This window comes from Bradyrhizobium sp. CCGB12, from assembly GCF_024199845.1.
Lineage (GTDB): Bacteria > Pseudomonadota > Alphaproteobacteria > Rhizobiales > Xanthobacteraceae > Bradyrhizobium.
Genome location: NZ_JANADO010000001.1, coordinates 2,251,598 through 2,266,550 on the forward strand (window position 1 = coordinate 2,251,598; position 14,953 = coordinate 2,266,550).

Annotated in this window: 15 protein-coding genes; 8 read left to right on the top strand and 7 right to left on the bottom strand. The window is 64.3% G+C overall.

Annotated features, from left to right (window positions below):
- Positions 1-81 precede the first annotated feature (81 nt).
- Positions 82-321 (bottom strand): hypothetical protein, encoded by a 240-nt coding sequence (locus NLM27_RS10860; RefSeq protein ID WP_008548100.1) that lies wholly within the window; start codon positions 319-321, stop codon positions 82-84.
- 330 nt (positions 322-651) lie between these two features.
- On the opposite strand from NLM27_RS10860, the gene NLM27_RS10865 reads away from it, so the two are divergent.
- The 3 genes from NLM27_RS10865 to NLM27_RS10875 all read left to right on the top strand — a co-directional run bounded on the left by NLM27_RS10865 (position 652) and on the right by NLM27_RS10875 (position 4,028).
- The gene (locus NLM27_RS10865; RefSeq protein WP_254143299.1) at positions 652-1,560 is read left to right on the top strand and encodes a dihydrodipicolinate synthase family protein; all 909 of its coding nucleotides are present in this window, start codon (positions 652-654) and stop codon (positions 1,558-1,560) included.
- Positions 1,561-1,704: 144 nt separating this feature from the next.
- Positions 1,705-2,676 (top strand): SDR family oxidoreductase, encoded by a 972-nt coding sequence (locus tag NLM27_RS10870; protein ID WP_254143300.1) that lies wholly within the window; start codon positions 1,705-1,707, stop codon positions 2,674-2,676.
- 239 nt (positions 2,677-2,915) lie between these two features.
- Entirely contained in the window at positions 2,916-4,028 is a 1,113-nt protein-coding gene (locus tag NLM27_RS10875; protein WP_254143301.1) for a S9 family peptidase, read from the top strand.
- A gap of 12 nt (positions 4,029-4,040) precedes the next feature.
- On the opposite strand, the gene NLM27_RS10880 is transcribed toward NLM27_RS10875, so the two are convergent.
- Positions 4,041-4,547, bottom strand: a complete 507-nt coding sequence (locus NLM27_RS10880) for a MarR family transcriptional regulator (RefSeq protein WP_254143302.1) — start codon at positions 4,545-4,547, stop codon at positions 4,041-4,043.
- A gap of 417 nt (positions 4,548-4,964) precedes the next feature.
- Between NLM27_RS10880 and NLM27_RS10885 the strand changes: the two genes are divergently transcribed.
- Positions 4,965-6,443 carry a porin gene (locus NLM27_RS10885; RefSeq protein WP_254143303.1) on the top strand — a complete coding sequence of 493 codons (1,479 nt, stop codon included), beginning with the start codon at positions 4,965-4,967 and terminating at the stop codon, positions 6,441-6,443.
- Positions 6,444-6,752: 309 nt separating this feature from the next.
- On the opposite strand, the gene NLM27_RS10890 is transcribed toward NLM27_RS10885, so the two are convergent.
- The 3 genes from NLM27_RS10890 to NLM27_RS10900 all read right to left on the bottom strand — a co-directional run bounded on the left by NLM27_RS10890 (position 6,753) and on the right by NLM27_RS10900 (position 8,717).
- Complete coding sequence (locus NLM27_RS10890; protein ID WP_254143304.1) at positions 6,753-7,304, bottom strand: GcrA family cell cycle regulator; 552 nt, start codon at positions 7,302-7,304, stop codon at positions 6,753-6,755.
- 74 nt (positions 7,305-7,378) lie between these two features.
- Entirely contained in the window at positions 7,379-7,576 is a 198-nt protein-coding gene (locus NLM27_RS10895; RefSeq protein WP_007603456.1) for a hypothetical protein, read from the bottom strand.
- Positions 7,577-7,775: 199 nt separating this feature from the next.
- A complete protein-coding gene (locus NLM27_RS10900; RefSeq protein ID WP_254143305.1) occupies positions 7,776-8,717 on the bottom strand; it encodes an acetamidase/formamidase family protein in 942 nt (313 codons plus the stop codon).
- A gap of 168 nt (positions 8,718-8,885) precedes the next feature.
- On the opposite strand from NLM27_RS10900, the gene NLM27_RS10905 reads away from it, so the two are divergent.
- Genes NLM27_RS10905 through NLM27_RS10915 form a run of 3 tightly spaced genes read left to right on the top strand, consistent with a single transcriptional unit; the run spans position 8,886 to position 11,675 of the window.
- Entirely contained in the window at positions 8,886-9,653 is a 768-nt protein-coding gene (locus NLM27_RS10905) for a YdcF family protein (RefSeq protein WP_254148795.1), read from the top strand.
- Positions 9,654-9,704: 51 nt separating this feature from the next.
- Positions 9,705-10,487, top strand: coding sequence for a DUF169 domain-containing protein (locus tag NLM27_RS10910; RefSeq protein WP_254143306.1), 783 nt, complete (start codon positions 9,705-9,707; stop codon positions 10,485-10,487).
- Between the two features lie 9 nt (positions 10,488-10,496).
- Positions 10,497-11,675, top strand: a complete 1,179-nt coding sequence (locus NLM27_RS10915) for a trans-acting enoyl reductase family protein (RefSeq protein ID WP_254143307.1) — start codon at positions 10,497-10,499, stop codon at positions 11,673-11,675.
- A gap of 116 nt (positions 11,676-11,791) precedes the next feature.
- Here NLM27_RS10915 and NLM27_RS10920 read toward each other — a convergent pair whose 3' ends face one another.
- The gene (locus tag NLM27_RS10920; protein ID WP_254143308.1) at positions 11,792-12,988 is read right to left on the bottom strand and encodes an FAD-dependent monooxygenase; all 1,197 of its coding nucleotides are present in this window, start codon (positions 12,986-12,988) and stop codon (positions 11,792-11,794) included.
- 147 nt (positions 12,989-13,135) lie between these two features.
- On the opposite strand from NLM27_RS10920, the gene NLM27_RS10925 reads away from it, so the two are divergent.
- Positions 13,136-13,612 carry a MarR family transcriptional regulator gene (locus NLM27_RS10925; RefSeq protein ID WP_254148796.1) on the top strand — a complete coding sequence of 159 codons (477 nt, stop codon included), beginning with the start codon at positions 13,136-13,138 and terminating at the stop codon, positions 13,610-13,612.
- Here NLM27_RS10925 and NLM27_RS10930 read toward each other — a convergent pair.
- Entirely contained in the window at positions 13,581-14,837 is a 1,257-nt protein-coding gene (locus tag NLM27_RS10930) for an O-antigen ligase (protein WP_254143309.1), read from the bottom strand. The two genes, NLM27_RS10925 and NLM27_RS10930, sit on opposite strands and share 32 nt — an antisense overlap.
- Positions 14,838-14,953 lie beyond the last annotated feature (116 nt).

Consider the following 14,953-nt stretch of genomic DNA (forward strand, 5'->3'; position numbering starts at 1 on the left):
TGAGGCCGGCGCTATCGAGCCCATGCGGAGGGAGAAGGTGCGCCTCCAGGGCGTTTCCTCGACGCTCGTAGTTCTACGGGCCTACGCGTGGCCCTTGATCTCGTAATGGCCCGGCACGCATTTGTAGCGCTCGAGGCGCCAATTGGCGTGATAGATCGGATGCTCGCCCATCCATTTCGCAAGCGGGGCCTGTGCGCCGATCGCACACTGCATCATCGACATCTCGGGCGTCATGTTGCTGTCAGTCACGATTTCCTCGACGCAACTGCCTGAACTGGCAGCGCTAAGCCGGCAGAGCACGGCAACGACGGTCACGAACATTCCTGTCACCTCATCGGTAGTTTCAGACTACGAAGAGGATGCAAGCGGAGTGCCAGAGCCTGTGACACAGACAACACGCTGGCCTGGCCGACTCGACCCAGCGTCCGGAGTCCATTTGATGATTCGGATTGTAAAAAAATTGCCCCTAAACCGAAGCCGGGCAAATACGGGAACCCCCAGGAAATGAGGGAGGAATGAGCGATTGTGGGGGGCTGCGTCGCGCGAACCGGCCCTTCACAAGGTCTGCGCAGCCGATAGGCTCGCAACCGTGCGGATACTCGTCAAAAGAGCGGGACTGGCACAGGACCAAAGGAAACGCGAGGGCAGACCATGAAGGTACGACCGACCGGCGTGATCCCGCCGATGACGACGCCGTTCCGGAAGGACGGCGAGATCGATTTTGAGCTCGTGGCGCCCCAGGTGGACTGGATGATCGGCGCCGGCGCGCATGGCGTTGCGGCCGGCGGCTCGACCGGCGAGGGCCACACGCTCGACCACGAGGAGTATCGTGACTTGATGGCGGCGACGGTGGAGGCGGTGAAGGGACGCATTCCCGTGATCGCCGGCATCATCGTCGATTCGACACGCGATGCGATCCGCCGCGGCAAGCTGGTGCGCGACATGAATGTCGCGGCGCTCCAGGTCACGCCGGTGCATTACCTGTTCAAGCCGGACGACGAGGCGATGGTCGCGCATTTCCGCGCCATGGCCGACGAGACCGGCATGCCCATCATCATCTACAACGTCGTGCCGTGGTCTTATCTCTCGCCGGCGCTGCTGACGCGGATCATGACCGAGGTGCCGCTGGTCGTCGGCGTCAAGCAGAGTGCGGGCGACCTCAAGCTGTTCGCGGATCTCATGATGATGGCGCCCGACAAGCTGATCTACAGCGCGGTCGATGCCTTGATGTATCCGTCCTATACGCTCGGGGCCCACGGCTCGATTGCGGCGATCCTGACCGCGGCGCCGCATGCCTCTGTCGCGCTGTGGGATGCGGTGAAGGCGGGTGACCATCCGCGCGCGCTCGATCTGCACAAGAAGCTCTTGACGTTGTGGAACGCGATCATTGCCGACAATCTGCCGGCCTGCACGCGCTATGCGCAGACGCTGCAGGGCCTGCCGAAGACGTATCCACGTGCGCCGATGCCGGAGGCCTCGCCTGCGCAGCAGGCCGCGACCCGCAAGGCGCTTCAGGCGCTCGGCGCATTGAACGGGCAGCACGTCGAAGCGGCTGAATAGTCCGCCGGCCGAAATTACCGATGTCGAATGGCAGCGCCGATCCGCTTTTACCTGCGGATGCGGCGCTGCTACATTTTGCGCGCGCCGCGATGAGCGGCGCTAGCTGTGAAGAAACATACCGACAAGGGGAGGGACCGAAGTCCCATGAAGGATTTTGCTGGAAAAATTGCGGTCATCACCGGCGGTGGCACGGGAATGGGGCGCGAGCTCGTGCGGCAGCTCGTGGCGGAGGGCTGCAACGTCGCGATGTGCGACGTCTCGGAAGCGGCGATGGCCGAGACCAAGCGGCTCTGCGAGGTCGAGAAGCTGCCGCAGGGCCTGCGCGTCACGACGCATGTCGCCGACGTCGCGATCGAGGATCATCTGAAGCGCTTCCGTGACGAGCTCGCCGAGCAGCAGAAGACGGACCGGATCCATCTGTTGTTCAACAATGCGGGCATCGGCGGCGGCGGCAGCCTGTTCACCAACACGCGCGAGCAGTGGGAGCGCACTTTCAGCATCTGCTGGGGCGGCGTCTATCTCGGGGTGCGCACCTTCCTGCCGATGCTGGTCGCGGCCGACGAGGCGCACATCGTCAACACCGCCAGCGTCAACGGCTTCTGGGCCTCGATCGGCATGAACCAGGCACACACCGCCTACAGCTCGGCGAAGTTCGCGGTGAAGGGATTTACCGAAGCGCTGATCAACGACCTCCGTCTGCACGCGCCGCACGTCAAATGCTCGGTGGTGATGCCCGGCCACATCGGCACCTCAATCGTCTCCAATTCACGCAAGGTGCAGAGCGCCGATGGGTCGGAGCGGCTCAGCGACGACGAGGTCGCGCTGACCCGCAAGCGCATGGTTGCGGCCGGCGTGCCGGATGCCGACAAGATGACGGACGAGGACGTCCAGGCGGCGTTCGCCGAGCGCGCCCGCAGCTTCCTCGAGGATGCGCCGACGACGGCGGCGCAGGCCGCGAAGATCATTCTCGACGGGGTCAAGGCCGAGCGCTGGCGCATTCTCGTCGGCGAGGACGCCAGGCGGCTCGACGAGCGCGTGCGCGCTACGCCGGAGCAGGCCTACGATCGGGCCTTCTATGAAAGCTTCACGCAGGAGGTCGGCTGGCGGCTTGGCTGAGGGCGCGCTGACGTAGACATGATCATCGTCATGGCAAGAGGGGCGCCGGAGATAATGCGTGCCACCTCTTGCCAATGTTCGGCGCCTCATGCCGAATTGGCATGTCACGCATGCGATACGCCCGCGCGTTCAAGCGATGGTGATCTCGAACGGCTCTCATCCGGCGCACGGTCGCTTGGTTGGCGAACTAAAATAGTTTAGTCAGTCAGGGGTAACGCGATGATAGAGCGTAGCTTCCGATGATTCCCGCATGCCTCTCCGACGACTGGACGCTCTGCCCGGAGAGAGAGGATATTTCCGCTGAATTCACGCGGCTTCTCACCGCGGCGCAGGAGGGCGGCGCCACGCTCGCCGAGTGCCTGATGATCGCGCGGCAGTTGAAGCGGGACGACGATCAATCCTGGCATCGCGAGTGGAAGAAGCTGGCGCAGGCCAATCGCCATCGGGCCGAGGCCGCGTTTGCGGAAGGCCACCTGGCCACGGCCCAGCGCAACTGGCTGCGTGCGATGAACTACTACGGTGCAGCGGCGATGCCGCTCGACCAGGCCGACGAGCGCCGCTGGGTCGCAGTGCTCGCGATGCAGGAATGTGCCCGCCGCTACCTCGCGGCGCGCGGCCCGGCCGGGGAGGTTGTGACCATGCCCTGGATCGACGGACATGCCTTGCAGGGCTACTTCGTGCCCGCGCCGGCGGGACGCGGCCGGGCTCCGACCGTGATCTGCATCGGCGAGCCGGGCCACCGCAAGGAGGAATTCCTGTTCAAGCTCGCGCCGCATGCGCGCGAGCGCGGATTCTCGATGCTGGCGCTGGACCTCTTCGGCGACCAGCGCGACGATTATCTTGAGGTGCTGCTGCGGCGCCGCGATCTCGAGAGCTCGATCCCGTGCGTCATGGACTATCTGGAGACGCGCAGCGACGTCGATTTCGAGCGCGTGGCGATCGTCGCGGATGGCTGGGGCTCCTCCTTCGTGGCGCGCGCGGTGTTGCAGGAGCCGCGGCTTGCCGCCGCCGTCTGCGACGGCGGCCTGTGGGACCTGCACGAGCGGGCTTTCTTCGCCAGCCGATTCGCGATGAGCGACGTCAGCGTTGTTCCGGTGCCGCATGCCCCGCTGATGGCGTCCAGCGCCGATTGTCCGGTGCTGATCACGCTCGGTGAGGACGGCTGGCTCAAGGCCGATCGGGCGCGTCAGCTCGTCCAGAAGTCCCGACTCGGAAGCTCGGACGTCATGCTGAAGGTGTTCACCGCAGCGGAGACCGGCGCGGCGCAGGCGCACGCGGACAATCCGAGTCTTGTCAACGAATACATCTTCGACTGGCTCGAATCGCGGCTCGGCGCTGCGGGGCGGATCTGAGCGCCGCCGCCGTCAGAAGTCGAGCGTGAGGCGGACGCAGGCCTTCTCTAGCCGGGTCTTCAACGTCGCGAGCTTGGTGGTGAATTCCGTCAGCTCGTGCTCGTCGAATTCCTGGAAGACGAATTCCTTGATGGACTTGTACTGCTCGTTGAGGCTCGCCAGGTGCTTCTGCGTCTTTTCGGTCAGGGACAGCCGCACCACCCTGGCGTCGGTCGGCGAGGGGCGACGGCGCAACAGGCCCTTCTTCTCGAGCAGCTTGGACTGGGTGGTGACGAACGACGGATCGACGTGGAGGAGCTTGGAGACGACGTTGATCGGGATGCCGTCATCCTTGTCGAGGTCGGAGATGGCCATCAGAATCAGCCATTGCGGGCCGCTGATGCCGAGCGTACTCGCCCAGAACTGACGCAGCTCCTCCAGATACATGTTGATCGACGATATCTCCCAGGTGAAGCGCCTGATGACATCCAGATTGCCGACGGAGCGCAGGCGCGCACCTTCTTTCCTCGTTGCGGACACAGCGTCGCTCCCGTGTGAACTGATTGTTCAGGCCGGTGTTCGTGGAGGACCATAGTCCACGCAAGCCTGCCCTGACGCAAGTGCAGAGCAGGGTAATTGTGTCAGCCATTTTACAAACATGAGCTGATCAGTAATTCGGTTGCGTCGACTACGGTGTTGCCGGGGCGACACAACGTCGCTGGAATCCAATAGCTGACCTAATAAACTATTTTAATTAGGGAATGCACCTATGCATATTGGCCGCGGCGGTGGGGGGAATCTCGATCGTCCCGTTGCAGGTGGTTCGCTCAAGTCCCTCGCGTCGATGCGGGTGTGTCCGAAGCCGCGAAGCCCCCAGAGCGGACTTGAAAGCGAAAGAGCGTAAGGGCTGCGACTGGCCCGTGCTCGTTCGCAAAATGAGCAACTTGGAGATTGAATATGAAATTGGTGAAGAGCCTCTTGCTCGGCTCAGCGGCGGGTCTGATCGCCGTGGGTGGGGCGCAAGCGGCCGATCTTCCCGTGAAGGCCAAGGCGGTCGAATACGTGAAGATCTGCTCGTTGTACGGTGCCGGATTCTACTACATGCCGGGCACCGATACCTGCATCAAGCTCGGCGGCTATCTGCGCGCCGACGCGATCCTTGGCGGCGCAGGCGACTATAATTTCCAGCAAGGCGCGAACGCGGGGTCGAACAACCGTCTGACCAACTGGTATACCGGTCGCGCTCGTTTCGACTTCAACGTCGACACGCGCACGGCGACCGAGTACGGCGTGGTTCGCACCTACGCCGACATGGTCTTCACTTGGGATACTCCGTCGGTCACCGGCAGCAACCCGTCCACGTTCGGAACCGGTTCGGCCTCGCTCGGCCTCTACCACGCGTTCGTCCAGTTCGCTGGCTTCACCTTCGGCCGCACGGTCTCGATCTTCGATGCTCCGTGGCAGAGCTATCCGGCTGGCGGTCCCGACACGCTTCCGGGCGGCAGCAACCACGTCAACGGTGTGAACCAGGTTGCCTACACGGCTGACTTCGGCCAGGGCATCACCGCTTCGTTCGCATTGCAGGATGAGACGACGGCGACCAACGGCCAGTCGAACCTCTGGAACGTGTCGTCGGGCACGGCCGCTCAGTTCGTGACGGGCGTCTATGGCGCCAACGCCTGGGGTGGCACGCGTTCTCCCGACATCCTCGGTACCGTGCGCGTCGACCAGGCCTGGGGTCTGGCCCAGCTCTCGGTTGCCGGACATGAACTCCATTCGGCCTACTACGGCGCGACCGAACTCACCGGCCACCCCGACGACAAGTGGGGCTGGGCTGTGCAGGGCTCTTTGGCGATCAAGAACATCCCGACCGGTGCGGGTGACGTCATCAACTTGCAGGCCGTCTATACGGACGGTGCAACCCGCTACAACTTCCAGAGCCTGTTCCCGCAGAGCTTCTTCATGTTCAGCGGTAGCGGCGCCGGCGCGTATCAGAGCACCGGCTTCGCCGGTCTCTCCGACGGTGTCTTCGGAACCGGTACCGGCATCGATACCGTCAAGACCTGGGGCGTCCGTGGTGGCTATACCCACAACTGGAGCCCGAACTGGGCGAGCGCCGTCTACGGTGCCTATGCCCAGCTGAGGTACGGCGATACGGGCAAGGCCCTGATCTGCGCCAACTTCGCTGCGATCGCCCTGGCCGGTTCGACCTGTAATCCGGACTTCAACTTCGCGGTCGTCGGTGTCAACACCGTGTGGACTCCGGTCAGGAACCTGGCGTTCACGGCAGACCTGAGCTGGTCGCGTCTGGACCAGAAGTACTCTGGCTCCATCGCGAGCCCGGGCATTGCCACCGCTGCGAAGCCGGCGGCCGTGTACGAGCTGAAGGACCAGAACTCGGTCACCATGATGCTGCGCGCTCAGCGCAACTTCTGAGGTCGAACCTGCAGATCGATCAGAGAATCCCGGCGGGAAACCGCCGGGATTTTTTGTGCGCTCTCCATACCCTCAACTCGGCTTCTTCGGCGGCGATAAAAGCGTCAGCGCACGATCAATCCGACTGCGTGCCGGGAAAACGCCAGAGACTCGGTGCAGTTGGTTTCCATGCTTATTTACTTACGTGATCTACTCAGCTATATTGAACGAGGCCGATGATAACATTGCGGCTCCTGGCTTCATGCCAGGCCTCCAGAACCTCCGGCAATGCCCTGCCGGAGGTTTTTCGTTTTGGAATGAGCTTGTGGACTAGCCGCGTGCGAGCCGCACGCGCGAGCTCGGCCGATAGGCGAGGCGGCTGTGGCCGGTGCAGTAGGACTGGCCGTCGGGCGCAGCATTGCCGCAGAAGCAGAAATCGGCTTCGCCCGGCGTCGAGATCGGCCAGCGGCAGCGATTCTCGGAAAGCTCCAGCAGCGAGCAGCGATTGGCCTCGTCGATCGGCCCGGCGACCACGGGCGCGTCGGTCTCGCCGTAGATCGTGGCAAGCATCTCGTATTGCAGGCGTGGAACGGCTCTCCGCGCGCGCCCCGGCGCCAGGCCGCGGTCGTGAACCTTGCGGTCGTCGACCGTCCGGCCACGCGTCAAATTCAACCGGGACAGCTTGCCGATCACAGCGTTGCGGCTGACGCCGATATCGGCGGCGATCTCGCGGCAGGAGAGGCCGGCCTCGAAATGCCGCTTCAGAAGCTCAATGCGCTCGTCGGTCCAGGTTTGCGAACAAGCTTGCGAAGAAGCCTGTGAAGAAGTCTGTGCAGAACCCTGTGAGAAAGTCTGTGAAGAAGTCGGGGAAAGAGCAGGCATGTGTAGCGGTCCCAGGTTGCAGATGTCGGCCATCCGCCTGCTCGAGATCCGTCCGCCTTACCTCCGGCGTGTGCTCACGTTCTGCCGTTGTCGCGGATCGACAAAAGCCCGTCCTTGATGGCGAGACGGATGCCTTCCTCGATCAAGGTACGTGCGACGCCGGGAACGCTGGTGCCGTGGGTGCCCTGTCTCACCAGTTTCTCCAGATAGGTGATGGTCGAGAGCGCCAAGGTTACGGGAATACGGTCAGTCTCGGCTTTTTCGGTGGCCATGGCCCGAACGCTAGCCTCTTACTCAGGTACATAAAAGTAACGATTAAGACTCTATTTAGGTTCGGGGGTCGGAGTCAAATCCGGGCTGCTTCGTTCGCTCAGCCTGTTGGAATCGCACAGGAAATTAGACATGGCGCAACGTGCCGCGCGGGGTGGCGGGCGGCGGCTTGGCGTCAACAGGTGAGAGGCGGGGGCCGGCTCAGCCGTGCACGATCGCCTTTTCGATCATGCAATGGATGCCCTTGGCGCCGTTGACGGTCTGGGTCACCCGCAAATCGGCGGCCAGGCTGCTCAGCGTGTAGGCGTCCTCACGCGACAGGTTTCGCCTCTCGCCGAGCAGCGCGATCATGTCGCGCAGCGCGCGCACCACGCACTGGTCGAGGTCGGGGTCCATCGCCATGGTCATGTAGTGCGTCGCCGTCTCGGCGCGGGGATAGTCGAACCTGAGATCCTTGCGCAGTGTCAGGCGGAAGCGGCCCTGAAGCGCGGTCTCGATTGCGGTGACGCAAACTTCGCCGTCGCCCTGCACGCCGTGGCCGTCGCCGCAGGAGAACAGCGCGCCCGGAACGAACACAGGCAGGTACAGCGTCGCACCCGCGCCGAGCTCCTTGTTGTCGAGATTGCCGCCCATCGCGCGCGGGATCAGCGAGGAGATTCGGCCCCAGGCCGGCGGCGGCGATACGCCCATCACGCCGAAGAACGGCTTGAGCGGCAGGTCGAGGCCCCAGGGCATGCGGCCGGTCATCCGCGATCGGTCCAGCGGGATGTTCAGGATACGCGTCTCGTGGAAATCGTCGGGCAGGGTGCCGGACAGCGGCTTGATCATATTCCAGCCCCAATCCTGCCGGAGCTGAACGTCGAGGATCTCGACCGCAAGCACGTCGCCGGGCTCGGCGCCCTCGACCGCAATCGGACCGGTGAGGATGTGGCCGGGCAGCATCCGCTCGTTGCTGGCATGAACTGCGAACATCTCCGGCGGAATGTGAAACTTGTCGCGGTCGGGCAGCATGTCCGGACCGCCGCTGATGGTGTCGACCGTGACCTCGTCGCCGCTGGCGACGGTGAGGACGGGCTTGAGCGCGGCTTCGAAGAAGCCCCAATGACAGGTTTCGGGGCTGGAATGCAGGTGATGATGGGTCATTTGTCGCGTCCGGCTGGTTTCATTGGCCCCGGGCTTGACCCGGCGATCGATCCTCTTTCAAGAAGATTTCTGAAGAAGGCCGGGCCGGTCAAGCCCGCGCATGGCAGGTACGATCATTCCAGCGAGGCTCCCCTGTATTTCGCTCTTTCCAAGACCCTCGGCATTGCGCTGCTGCCGGTCAATCTCCTGGTCGAGCTCGGAATCCTGTCGGTCGTGTTGATGGCGACGCGCTTTGCTGCGTTCGGTCGCAAGCTTGCCGTGATCACGCTGGTCGTGCTCGCGCTCGCCGCGTTCTCGCCGCTCGGCAATCTCCTGCTCTATCCGCTGGAATCGCGCTTTCCGCCCTGGGACCCGTCGCGCGGTGCGCCCGACGGCATCATCGTGCTCGGCGGCTCCATCGACACCGATCTGTCGGCGGCGCATCGCACGCCGGTCGTGGGGCACGCGGCCGACCGCCTGTTCGCGCCGGCCGAGCTTGCCCGCCGCTATCCCAATGCGCGCATCGTCTTCACCGGGGGCACTTCGAACCTGGTCTCGACCGAGTCGAGGGAAGCTGATTATTCCGCGCCAATCCTGGAGCATCTCGGCATTGCGAAGGAGCGCCTGATCCTCGAGCGTGACTCCCGCAACACCTGGGAGAATGCGATCTTCACGAAGCAATTGGTGTCACCGAAGCCGGGCGAGCGCTGGCTGCTGGTCACCTCGGCCTTCCATATGCCGCGCTCGATGGGAATTTTCCGCGAGGCCGGATTTGACGTCGAAGCCTATCCCGTGGACTGGCGGATGGGCGGACGCGCCGATCTGTTTTCCTTCACCAATATGGGCGTGGACGGCCTTGGGCGAACCGACGTGGCCGTGCGCGAGTGGATCGGCCTCGTGGCTTACCATCTGATGGGCAGGACCGGCGAGTTGCTTCCAGGCCCGGGCAAGGACTAAAACGAGGGCTGAAAAGCAAGAACGCGGCGCGCGATGCCGGGAGGGAACGCCATGCAGGAGCAGAGCGCAGACAGGATCGATCTTGTCGGCCTCGTCGCCGATCTCAACAGCCTGCTGCGGTTGAAGACAACGGTGATCGGCATGAAGCTGTTCGCGCGCGCCGAAGACATGGAGGCGATCCCGAAAATCCGGCGGCCGAATGCGATCCACACCACCGACCAGATCGTCAGCATGGCCGCGCGCCTGGGGTGGACCGTCGGCATCACGTCCGAGGACCTCGTCGGCGCGCAATGCCGGGCGGTGATTGGCCTCAGCCCACAGGATGAAAAATGGCTCGCCGGCGCAAACTATGTCGGGGTCTGGCACGGCACGGCGGAAGACGCGCGCAAGCGCCAGGAGGCGCTGGACGTGGTTCCGTTCGGGCAGTATCAGGCGCTCGCCGTCAGTCCGCTCCAGAGCGGCCGGCTCGATCCGCCCGATATCTGCCTCGTCTATGCGACGCCCGGGCAGATGATCATCCTGATCAACGGGCTGCAATATACCGGCTACAAGAAGTTCGAATGGGGCGTGGTCGGCGAGACCGCTTGTGCGGATTCGTGGGGACGGGCGCTCAAGACCGGCGAGCCCAGCCTGTCCTTGCCATGCTATGCCGAACGGCGCTATGGCGGCGTGCCGGACGAGGAGATGCTGATGGCCTTGAAGCCCTCGCATCTCGCCAAGGCGGTTGAGGGCATGAAGGCGCTGGCCAAGAACGGCCTGCGCTATCCGATCCCGCCCTATGGTATTCAAAGCGACGTCCGCGCCGGCATGGGCGTGAGCTACGCGAAGAAGTAAAGGCCGATCATGAGCTCTGCGAAATTCGATATCGTCGTCTACGGCGCGACCGGTTTCACCGGCCAGCTCGTCGCCGAATATCTGGCGGCGCATTACAAGGACGACGAGCAGCTCAAATGGGCGATGGCGGGCCGCAGCCTCGAGAAGCTCAAATCCGTGCGCGATGCGATCGGCGCGCCCGCGGACACGCCGCTGATCGTGGCCGATGCGTCCGATGCGGCCTCGCTGAAGGCGATGGTGGCGCAGACCAAGTCGGTGATCACGACAGTTGGGCCGTACCAATTCTATGGCGAGGACCTGCTCGCGGCCTGCATCGCTGCAGGTGCGGATTATTTCGACCTCTGCGGCGAGCCGGTCTGGATGCGGCAGATGATCGACAAATACGACGCGGCGGCCAAGGCGAGCGGTGCACGGATCGTGTTTTCGTGCGGTTATGATTCCGTGCCGTTCGAGCTCGGCACGTTCTTCGTGCAGGAAGAGGCCAAGCGCGTGTTCGGCGCGCCGGCCGCGCGCGTCAAGGGCCGTGTGCGCGACATGCGCGGCACGCTGTCAGGCGGCACCGCCGCGAGCGCGAAAGCGACCTTCGATGCGGTGGCCAAGGACCTCAGCCTTGTCGCCATTCTCAACGATCATTTTGCGCTGACGCCCGGGTTCACCGGTCCGAAGCAGCCGAAGGGCAACAGGGCGGCCTTTGAGGAGGATCTGCAATCCTGGGCCGCGCCGTTCATGATGGCGCTGATCAACACGCGCAACGTCCATCGCTCCAACATGCTGATGGGCTTTCCGTACGGGAAGGAGTTCGTCTACGACGAGATGGTCCTGACCGGTCCCGGCGAGAAGGGCGAGGCCAATGCGAAGCGCGTGATGGCGGCCAATGCCGAGAAGACCGGCCCGAACGCGCCGAAGCCGGGCGAGGGACCCTCGAAGGAGGAGCGCGAGAAGGGCCTCTTCAATCTGCTCTATGTCGCGATCGCGCCCGACGGCCGCATGGTCCGCGCCGGCGTCACCGGCGACCGCGATCCCGGTTACGGCTCGACCTCGAAGATGATCTCGGAATGCGCCATCTGCCTGCTGCGCGACGCGACGGATGTTCCGGCCGGCTTCTGGACGCCGGGCGCAGCGATGCAGCACAAGCTGATCAAGCGGCTGCGGGACCATGCGGGGCTGACGTTTGAGGTGGAGAGTTAGCTCGATGTCGCAGGGTGGGCAAAGCGAAGCGTGCCCACCACCTTCATCGCGGTTGCGGAGAGATGGTGGGCACGGCGCGCGAAGAGCGCGCCTTTGCCCACCCTACGGCAGCGTGCTTAAGCCGCCCGCGCGTCATACGCGTACATGAAGTCCATGCTTTTGGCGCCGAGCGGCAGCAGCCATTTCATCATCTGATTGCGCATCCAGGCGCCGGTGGCGCTGAACTCGCGCTTGCTGTTGCCGTTGCGGCGGGCCATGGCGACGATCTTCTCGGCGCGCGGGCGGCGCTCAGCCTCGAAAGCCTGGAAGGTGGCGCCGAGCTCCTGGCCCTCCTGCATCAGACGCGCGAGCCGCATCGCATCCTCGAGCGCGAGCGAGGCACCCTGGCCGGCATGGGGGCTGGTCGCATGCGCGGCATCGCCGATCAGCAGCGAGCGCTTGCGCGACCAGGTCGGCAAGGTCGCGACGTCGAGCGTGTCGGTGACGACGATGTTCTCGGCGGCTTCGATGATGTCGGGGATCGGATCATGCCAGCCACGGTGGAAGCCGCGCAGATGCTGCTTCAGCGTGGCGGCGTCGAGCGCGCGGAACATCGCGGCATCCATGCCGTGCGCCGGCTGCGTGCTCCACCACATCACGCCGTCGTTCGGATCGGGGCTGCAATGGCCGTAGCCGAAGAAGCCGCTCTGTCCGAACGTGGTCTCGACGTGCCGGCCGATTGGCCTGCCGTCGAGCACGGCGTGCGGCACGAAGCCGCCGAAGCCGATCAGTCCGGTGTTGAACGGTTGCGGGCCATCGGGCACCACCTGGCGGCGCGCGACCGAATGCACGCCGTCCGCGCCGATCAGGAAATCGCCTTCGGCGGTGGTGCCGTCGGCGAAATAGGCGATGATCGGCTGGTCGCCGCGGTCCTCGATCTTGATCAGGCGCTTCTCGAAGTAGAGCGAGACGCAGGCGCACCAGGCCTTGTCGATCAGCATTTCGTTCAGCGCAGCGCGGCAGACGTTGACGGCCGGCTGGCCGAAGCGCCGCGCCATGTCGCGGTTGATCGAGCCGAGCCGCTTCCCGCCCTGCGAATAGAAGTCGAAGGACTCCGCGACCGAGCCGCGGCTGATCAGCTCGTTCGAAAGCCCGATCTCGTCCATCACGTGCATGCCGTTCGGTGCGATCTGAAGGCCGCCGCCGATGCCCTTCGAATAGGGCCAGGCCTCATACATCGCGGACTCGATGCCGGCCCGGCGCAGCAGGATCGCGGCGACAGGCCCGGCGATGCCGGCGCCGATGATCAGCGCCTTGCGGGGACGGTAGGACATGGCTTGCTCCCGACGTTTCCTTGATGCTAGGAGAAATTACGGTCACTAAATCTCTTAGTGGCTAAGATATATATCGACTAAGAGATGAGGTAAGCCTTGTCAAGGACGAAGGCGCGCACGGCGCTGTTGCAGGAGCTCGAGGAGGCGATGCGCCGGTCGTCCGCGCAGGGCGTGCTCTACGGCCAGACCGTTGCGAACGTTGCCGGAATCGCCAATTCCGACCTCGAATGCATGGACATCCTCTATCTCGAGGGGCGCGTCACCGCGGGCCGGCTCGCCGAGGTCACGGGGCTGACCACGGGCGCGATCACCGGCGTGGTCGACAGGCTCGAAAAGGTTGGCCTGGTGCGCCGTGAACGCGACGAGGCCGATCGCCGCAAGGTCTTCATTGCGGTCGTGCCGGAGGCGATCGCGAAAATCGGCCAGTTCTACGTGCCGATGCAGCAGGCGATGGAGCGGGTCTGCAATGGCTATTCCGACGAGGAGTTGCGATTGCTGCTGCGCTTCACCAATGAGAGTCACAAGGGCGTGCTTGCGGCAACCGAGGCGCTGAAGGGACTGCTCGACACGCCGCCGGAGAAGCGTCCCGATCTCAAGCTGAAGAAGCGTCCTCGCCAGCCCTGATCTTGTAGGCCTGCGCGGCCGCGATCATGCCCCACATCGCGCCCAGCATCATCCAGAAGTGCCGCCAGTGGTCGGTGTCGATCACGAAGCTTTCGCCGACGGTGCCGACGAAGGCGGAGAAGACGGCGAGATAGGCGCGCTGCCAGGGCACACGGACGAAGATGTGCCTGACACCCATGATGACGGTGGTGAAGACCAGCGCGGGATAGCACATGCCGGAGAGCCAGCCGCCGGACATGAAGGCGTTGAGGTAGGAGTTGTGGGTGTCCTCGGGGAAAAAGCGGTGGAATTGCAGCGGGCCGATGCCGAACGGCAGGTCGAGCGCCATCTCGGCGCCGAGGATGTGGCGGCCGAACCGGCCGAAGCGGCCCTCGTCATAGCTCTGGTCGAAGCTCGCGCGCTGCTTGAACATCTCGGCGATGGAGTCGAATGACAGCAGCACCGCGATCAAGGCCAGGCCCAGCACCGCGGCGACGATCGCCATGATGATGATGCGCGAGCGCTGCGCGTTGGTGCGGCTGGTCAGCACCATCAGCGCCAGCATGAAAGCGGCGGTCAGCACCAGGCCGCCCCAGGCGGCGCGGGAGAAGGCGAGCAGGATCGCCAGCGACATGATGCCGAAGCCGATGACGTTCCGGAACGCCTTGCCGAGCTTGTCCGACACCACGCTCTGGAGCGAGAACAGTGCCGGCAGGATCAGGAAGGCGCCGAGCACGTTCGGGTCCTTGAACGTGCCGCGCGCGCGACCGTAGAGCGTGAGGAGGTCGTTTCCGCCGGGAATCAAGTGGAAGTAGCCGGCGACCGCCAATAGCGAGGCGATCATCGCGCCGACAACGAGCCCGCGGCGCAGCATGTCGAGCCGGGCCGTCGTGTCCTCCGAAATGACCATAGCGAAGAACACCACGGTCACCGCCATGTACCAGGAAGTCGCGATCCAGCTCACCACCTCGGACTGCTCGAACAGCGGGATCGCGCTGATCGTGTAGCCGACATTGAGCAGGACCAGCAGCAGCACCAGCGGCATCAGCACGAGCTTCAGGCGCAGGCCGGTGGCGAAGAAGATGACGGTGGCGAGCAGCGTCGCGATCTCGTAGGGGCTCGGCTCGATGAACACAATCGCGCCGGAGGCGCCGACCAGCCACACCAGCGCGCGCTGGAGGGCCAGCACGCCGGGCGCAGCCGGTGCGGCTACGTTCACTTCACCGGCTGTCGCCGCATACGCCATCACACGCTCACGCTACTCGTACGCCACACAACACGCTGTCATCACCCGGCTTGACCCGGCGATCCAGTAGCCCGCGGCGCCTACTGTGGAAACGACTGGCGCTGCGGCGTACTGGA

What these genes read in the sequence shown, in the direction of transcription:
- NLM27_RS10860 (WP_008548100.1), bottom strand. Translation starts at nt 321, where the DNA reads ATGTTCGTGACCGTCGTTGCCGTGCTCTGCCGGCTTAGCGCTGCCAGT.
- NLM27_RS10865 (WP_254143299.1), top strand. Translation starts at nt 652, where the DNA reads ATGAAGGTACGACCGACCGGCGTGATCCCGCCGATGACGACGCCGTTC.
- NLM27_RS10870 (WP_254143300.1), top strand. Translation starts at nt 1,705, where the DNA reads ATGAAGGATTTTGCTGGAAAAATTGCGGTCATCACCGGCGGTGGCACG.
- NLM27_RS10875 (WP_254143301.1), top strand. Translation starts at nt 2,916, where the DNA reads ATGATTCCCGCATGCCTCTCCGACGACTGGACGCTCTGCCCGGAGAGA.
- NLM27_RS10885 (WP_254143303.1), top strand. Translation starts at nt 4,965, where the DNA reads ATGAAATTGGTGAAGAGCCTCTTGCTCGGCTCAGCGGCGGGTCTGATC.
- NLM27_RS10890 (WP_254143304.1), bottom strand. Translation starts at nt 7,304, where the DNA reads ATGCCTGCTCTTTCCCCGACTTCTTCACAGACTTTCTCACAGGGTTCT.
- NLM27_RS10895 (WP_007603456.1), bottom strand. Translation starts at nt 7,576, where the DNA reads ATGGCCACCGAAAAAGCCGAGACTGACCGTATTCCCGTAACCTTGGCG.
- NLM27_RS10900 (WP_254143305.1), bottom strand. Translation starts at nt 8,717, where the DNA reads ATGACCCATCATCACCTGCATTCCAGCCCCGAAACCTGTCATTGGGGC.
- NLM27_RS10910 (WP_254143306.1), top strand. Translation starts at nt 9,705, where the DNA reads ATGCAGGAGCAGAGCGCAGACAGGATCGATCTTGTCGGCCTCGTCGCC.
- NLM27_RS10915 (WP_254143307.1), top strand. Translation starts at nt 10,497, where the DNA reads ATGAGCTCTGCGAAATTCGATATCGTCGTCTACGGCGCGACCGGTTTC.
- NLM27_RS10920 (WP_254143308.1), bottom strand. Translation starts at nt 12,988, where the DNA reads ATGTCCTACCGTCCCCGCAAGGCGCTGATCATCGGCGCCGGCATCGCC.
- NLM27_RS10925 (WP_254148796.1), top strand. Translation starts at nt 13,136, where the DNA reads ATGCGCCGGTCGTCCGCGCAGGGCGTGCTCTACGGCCAGACCGTTGCG.
- NLM27_RS10930 (WP_254143309.1), bottom strand. Translation starts at nt 14,837, where the DNA reads ATGGCGTATGCGGCGACAGCCGGTGAAGTGAACGTAGCCGCACCGGCT.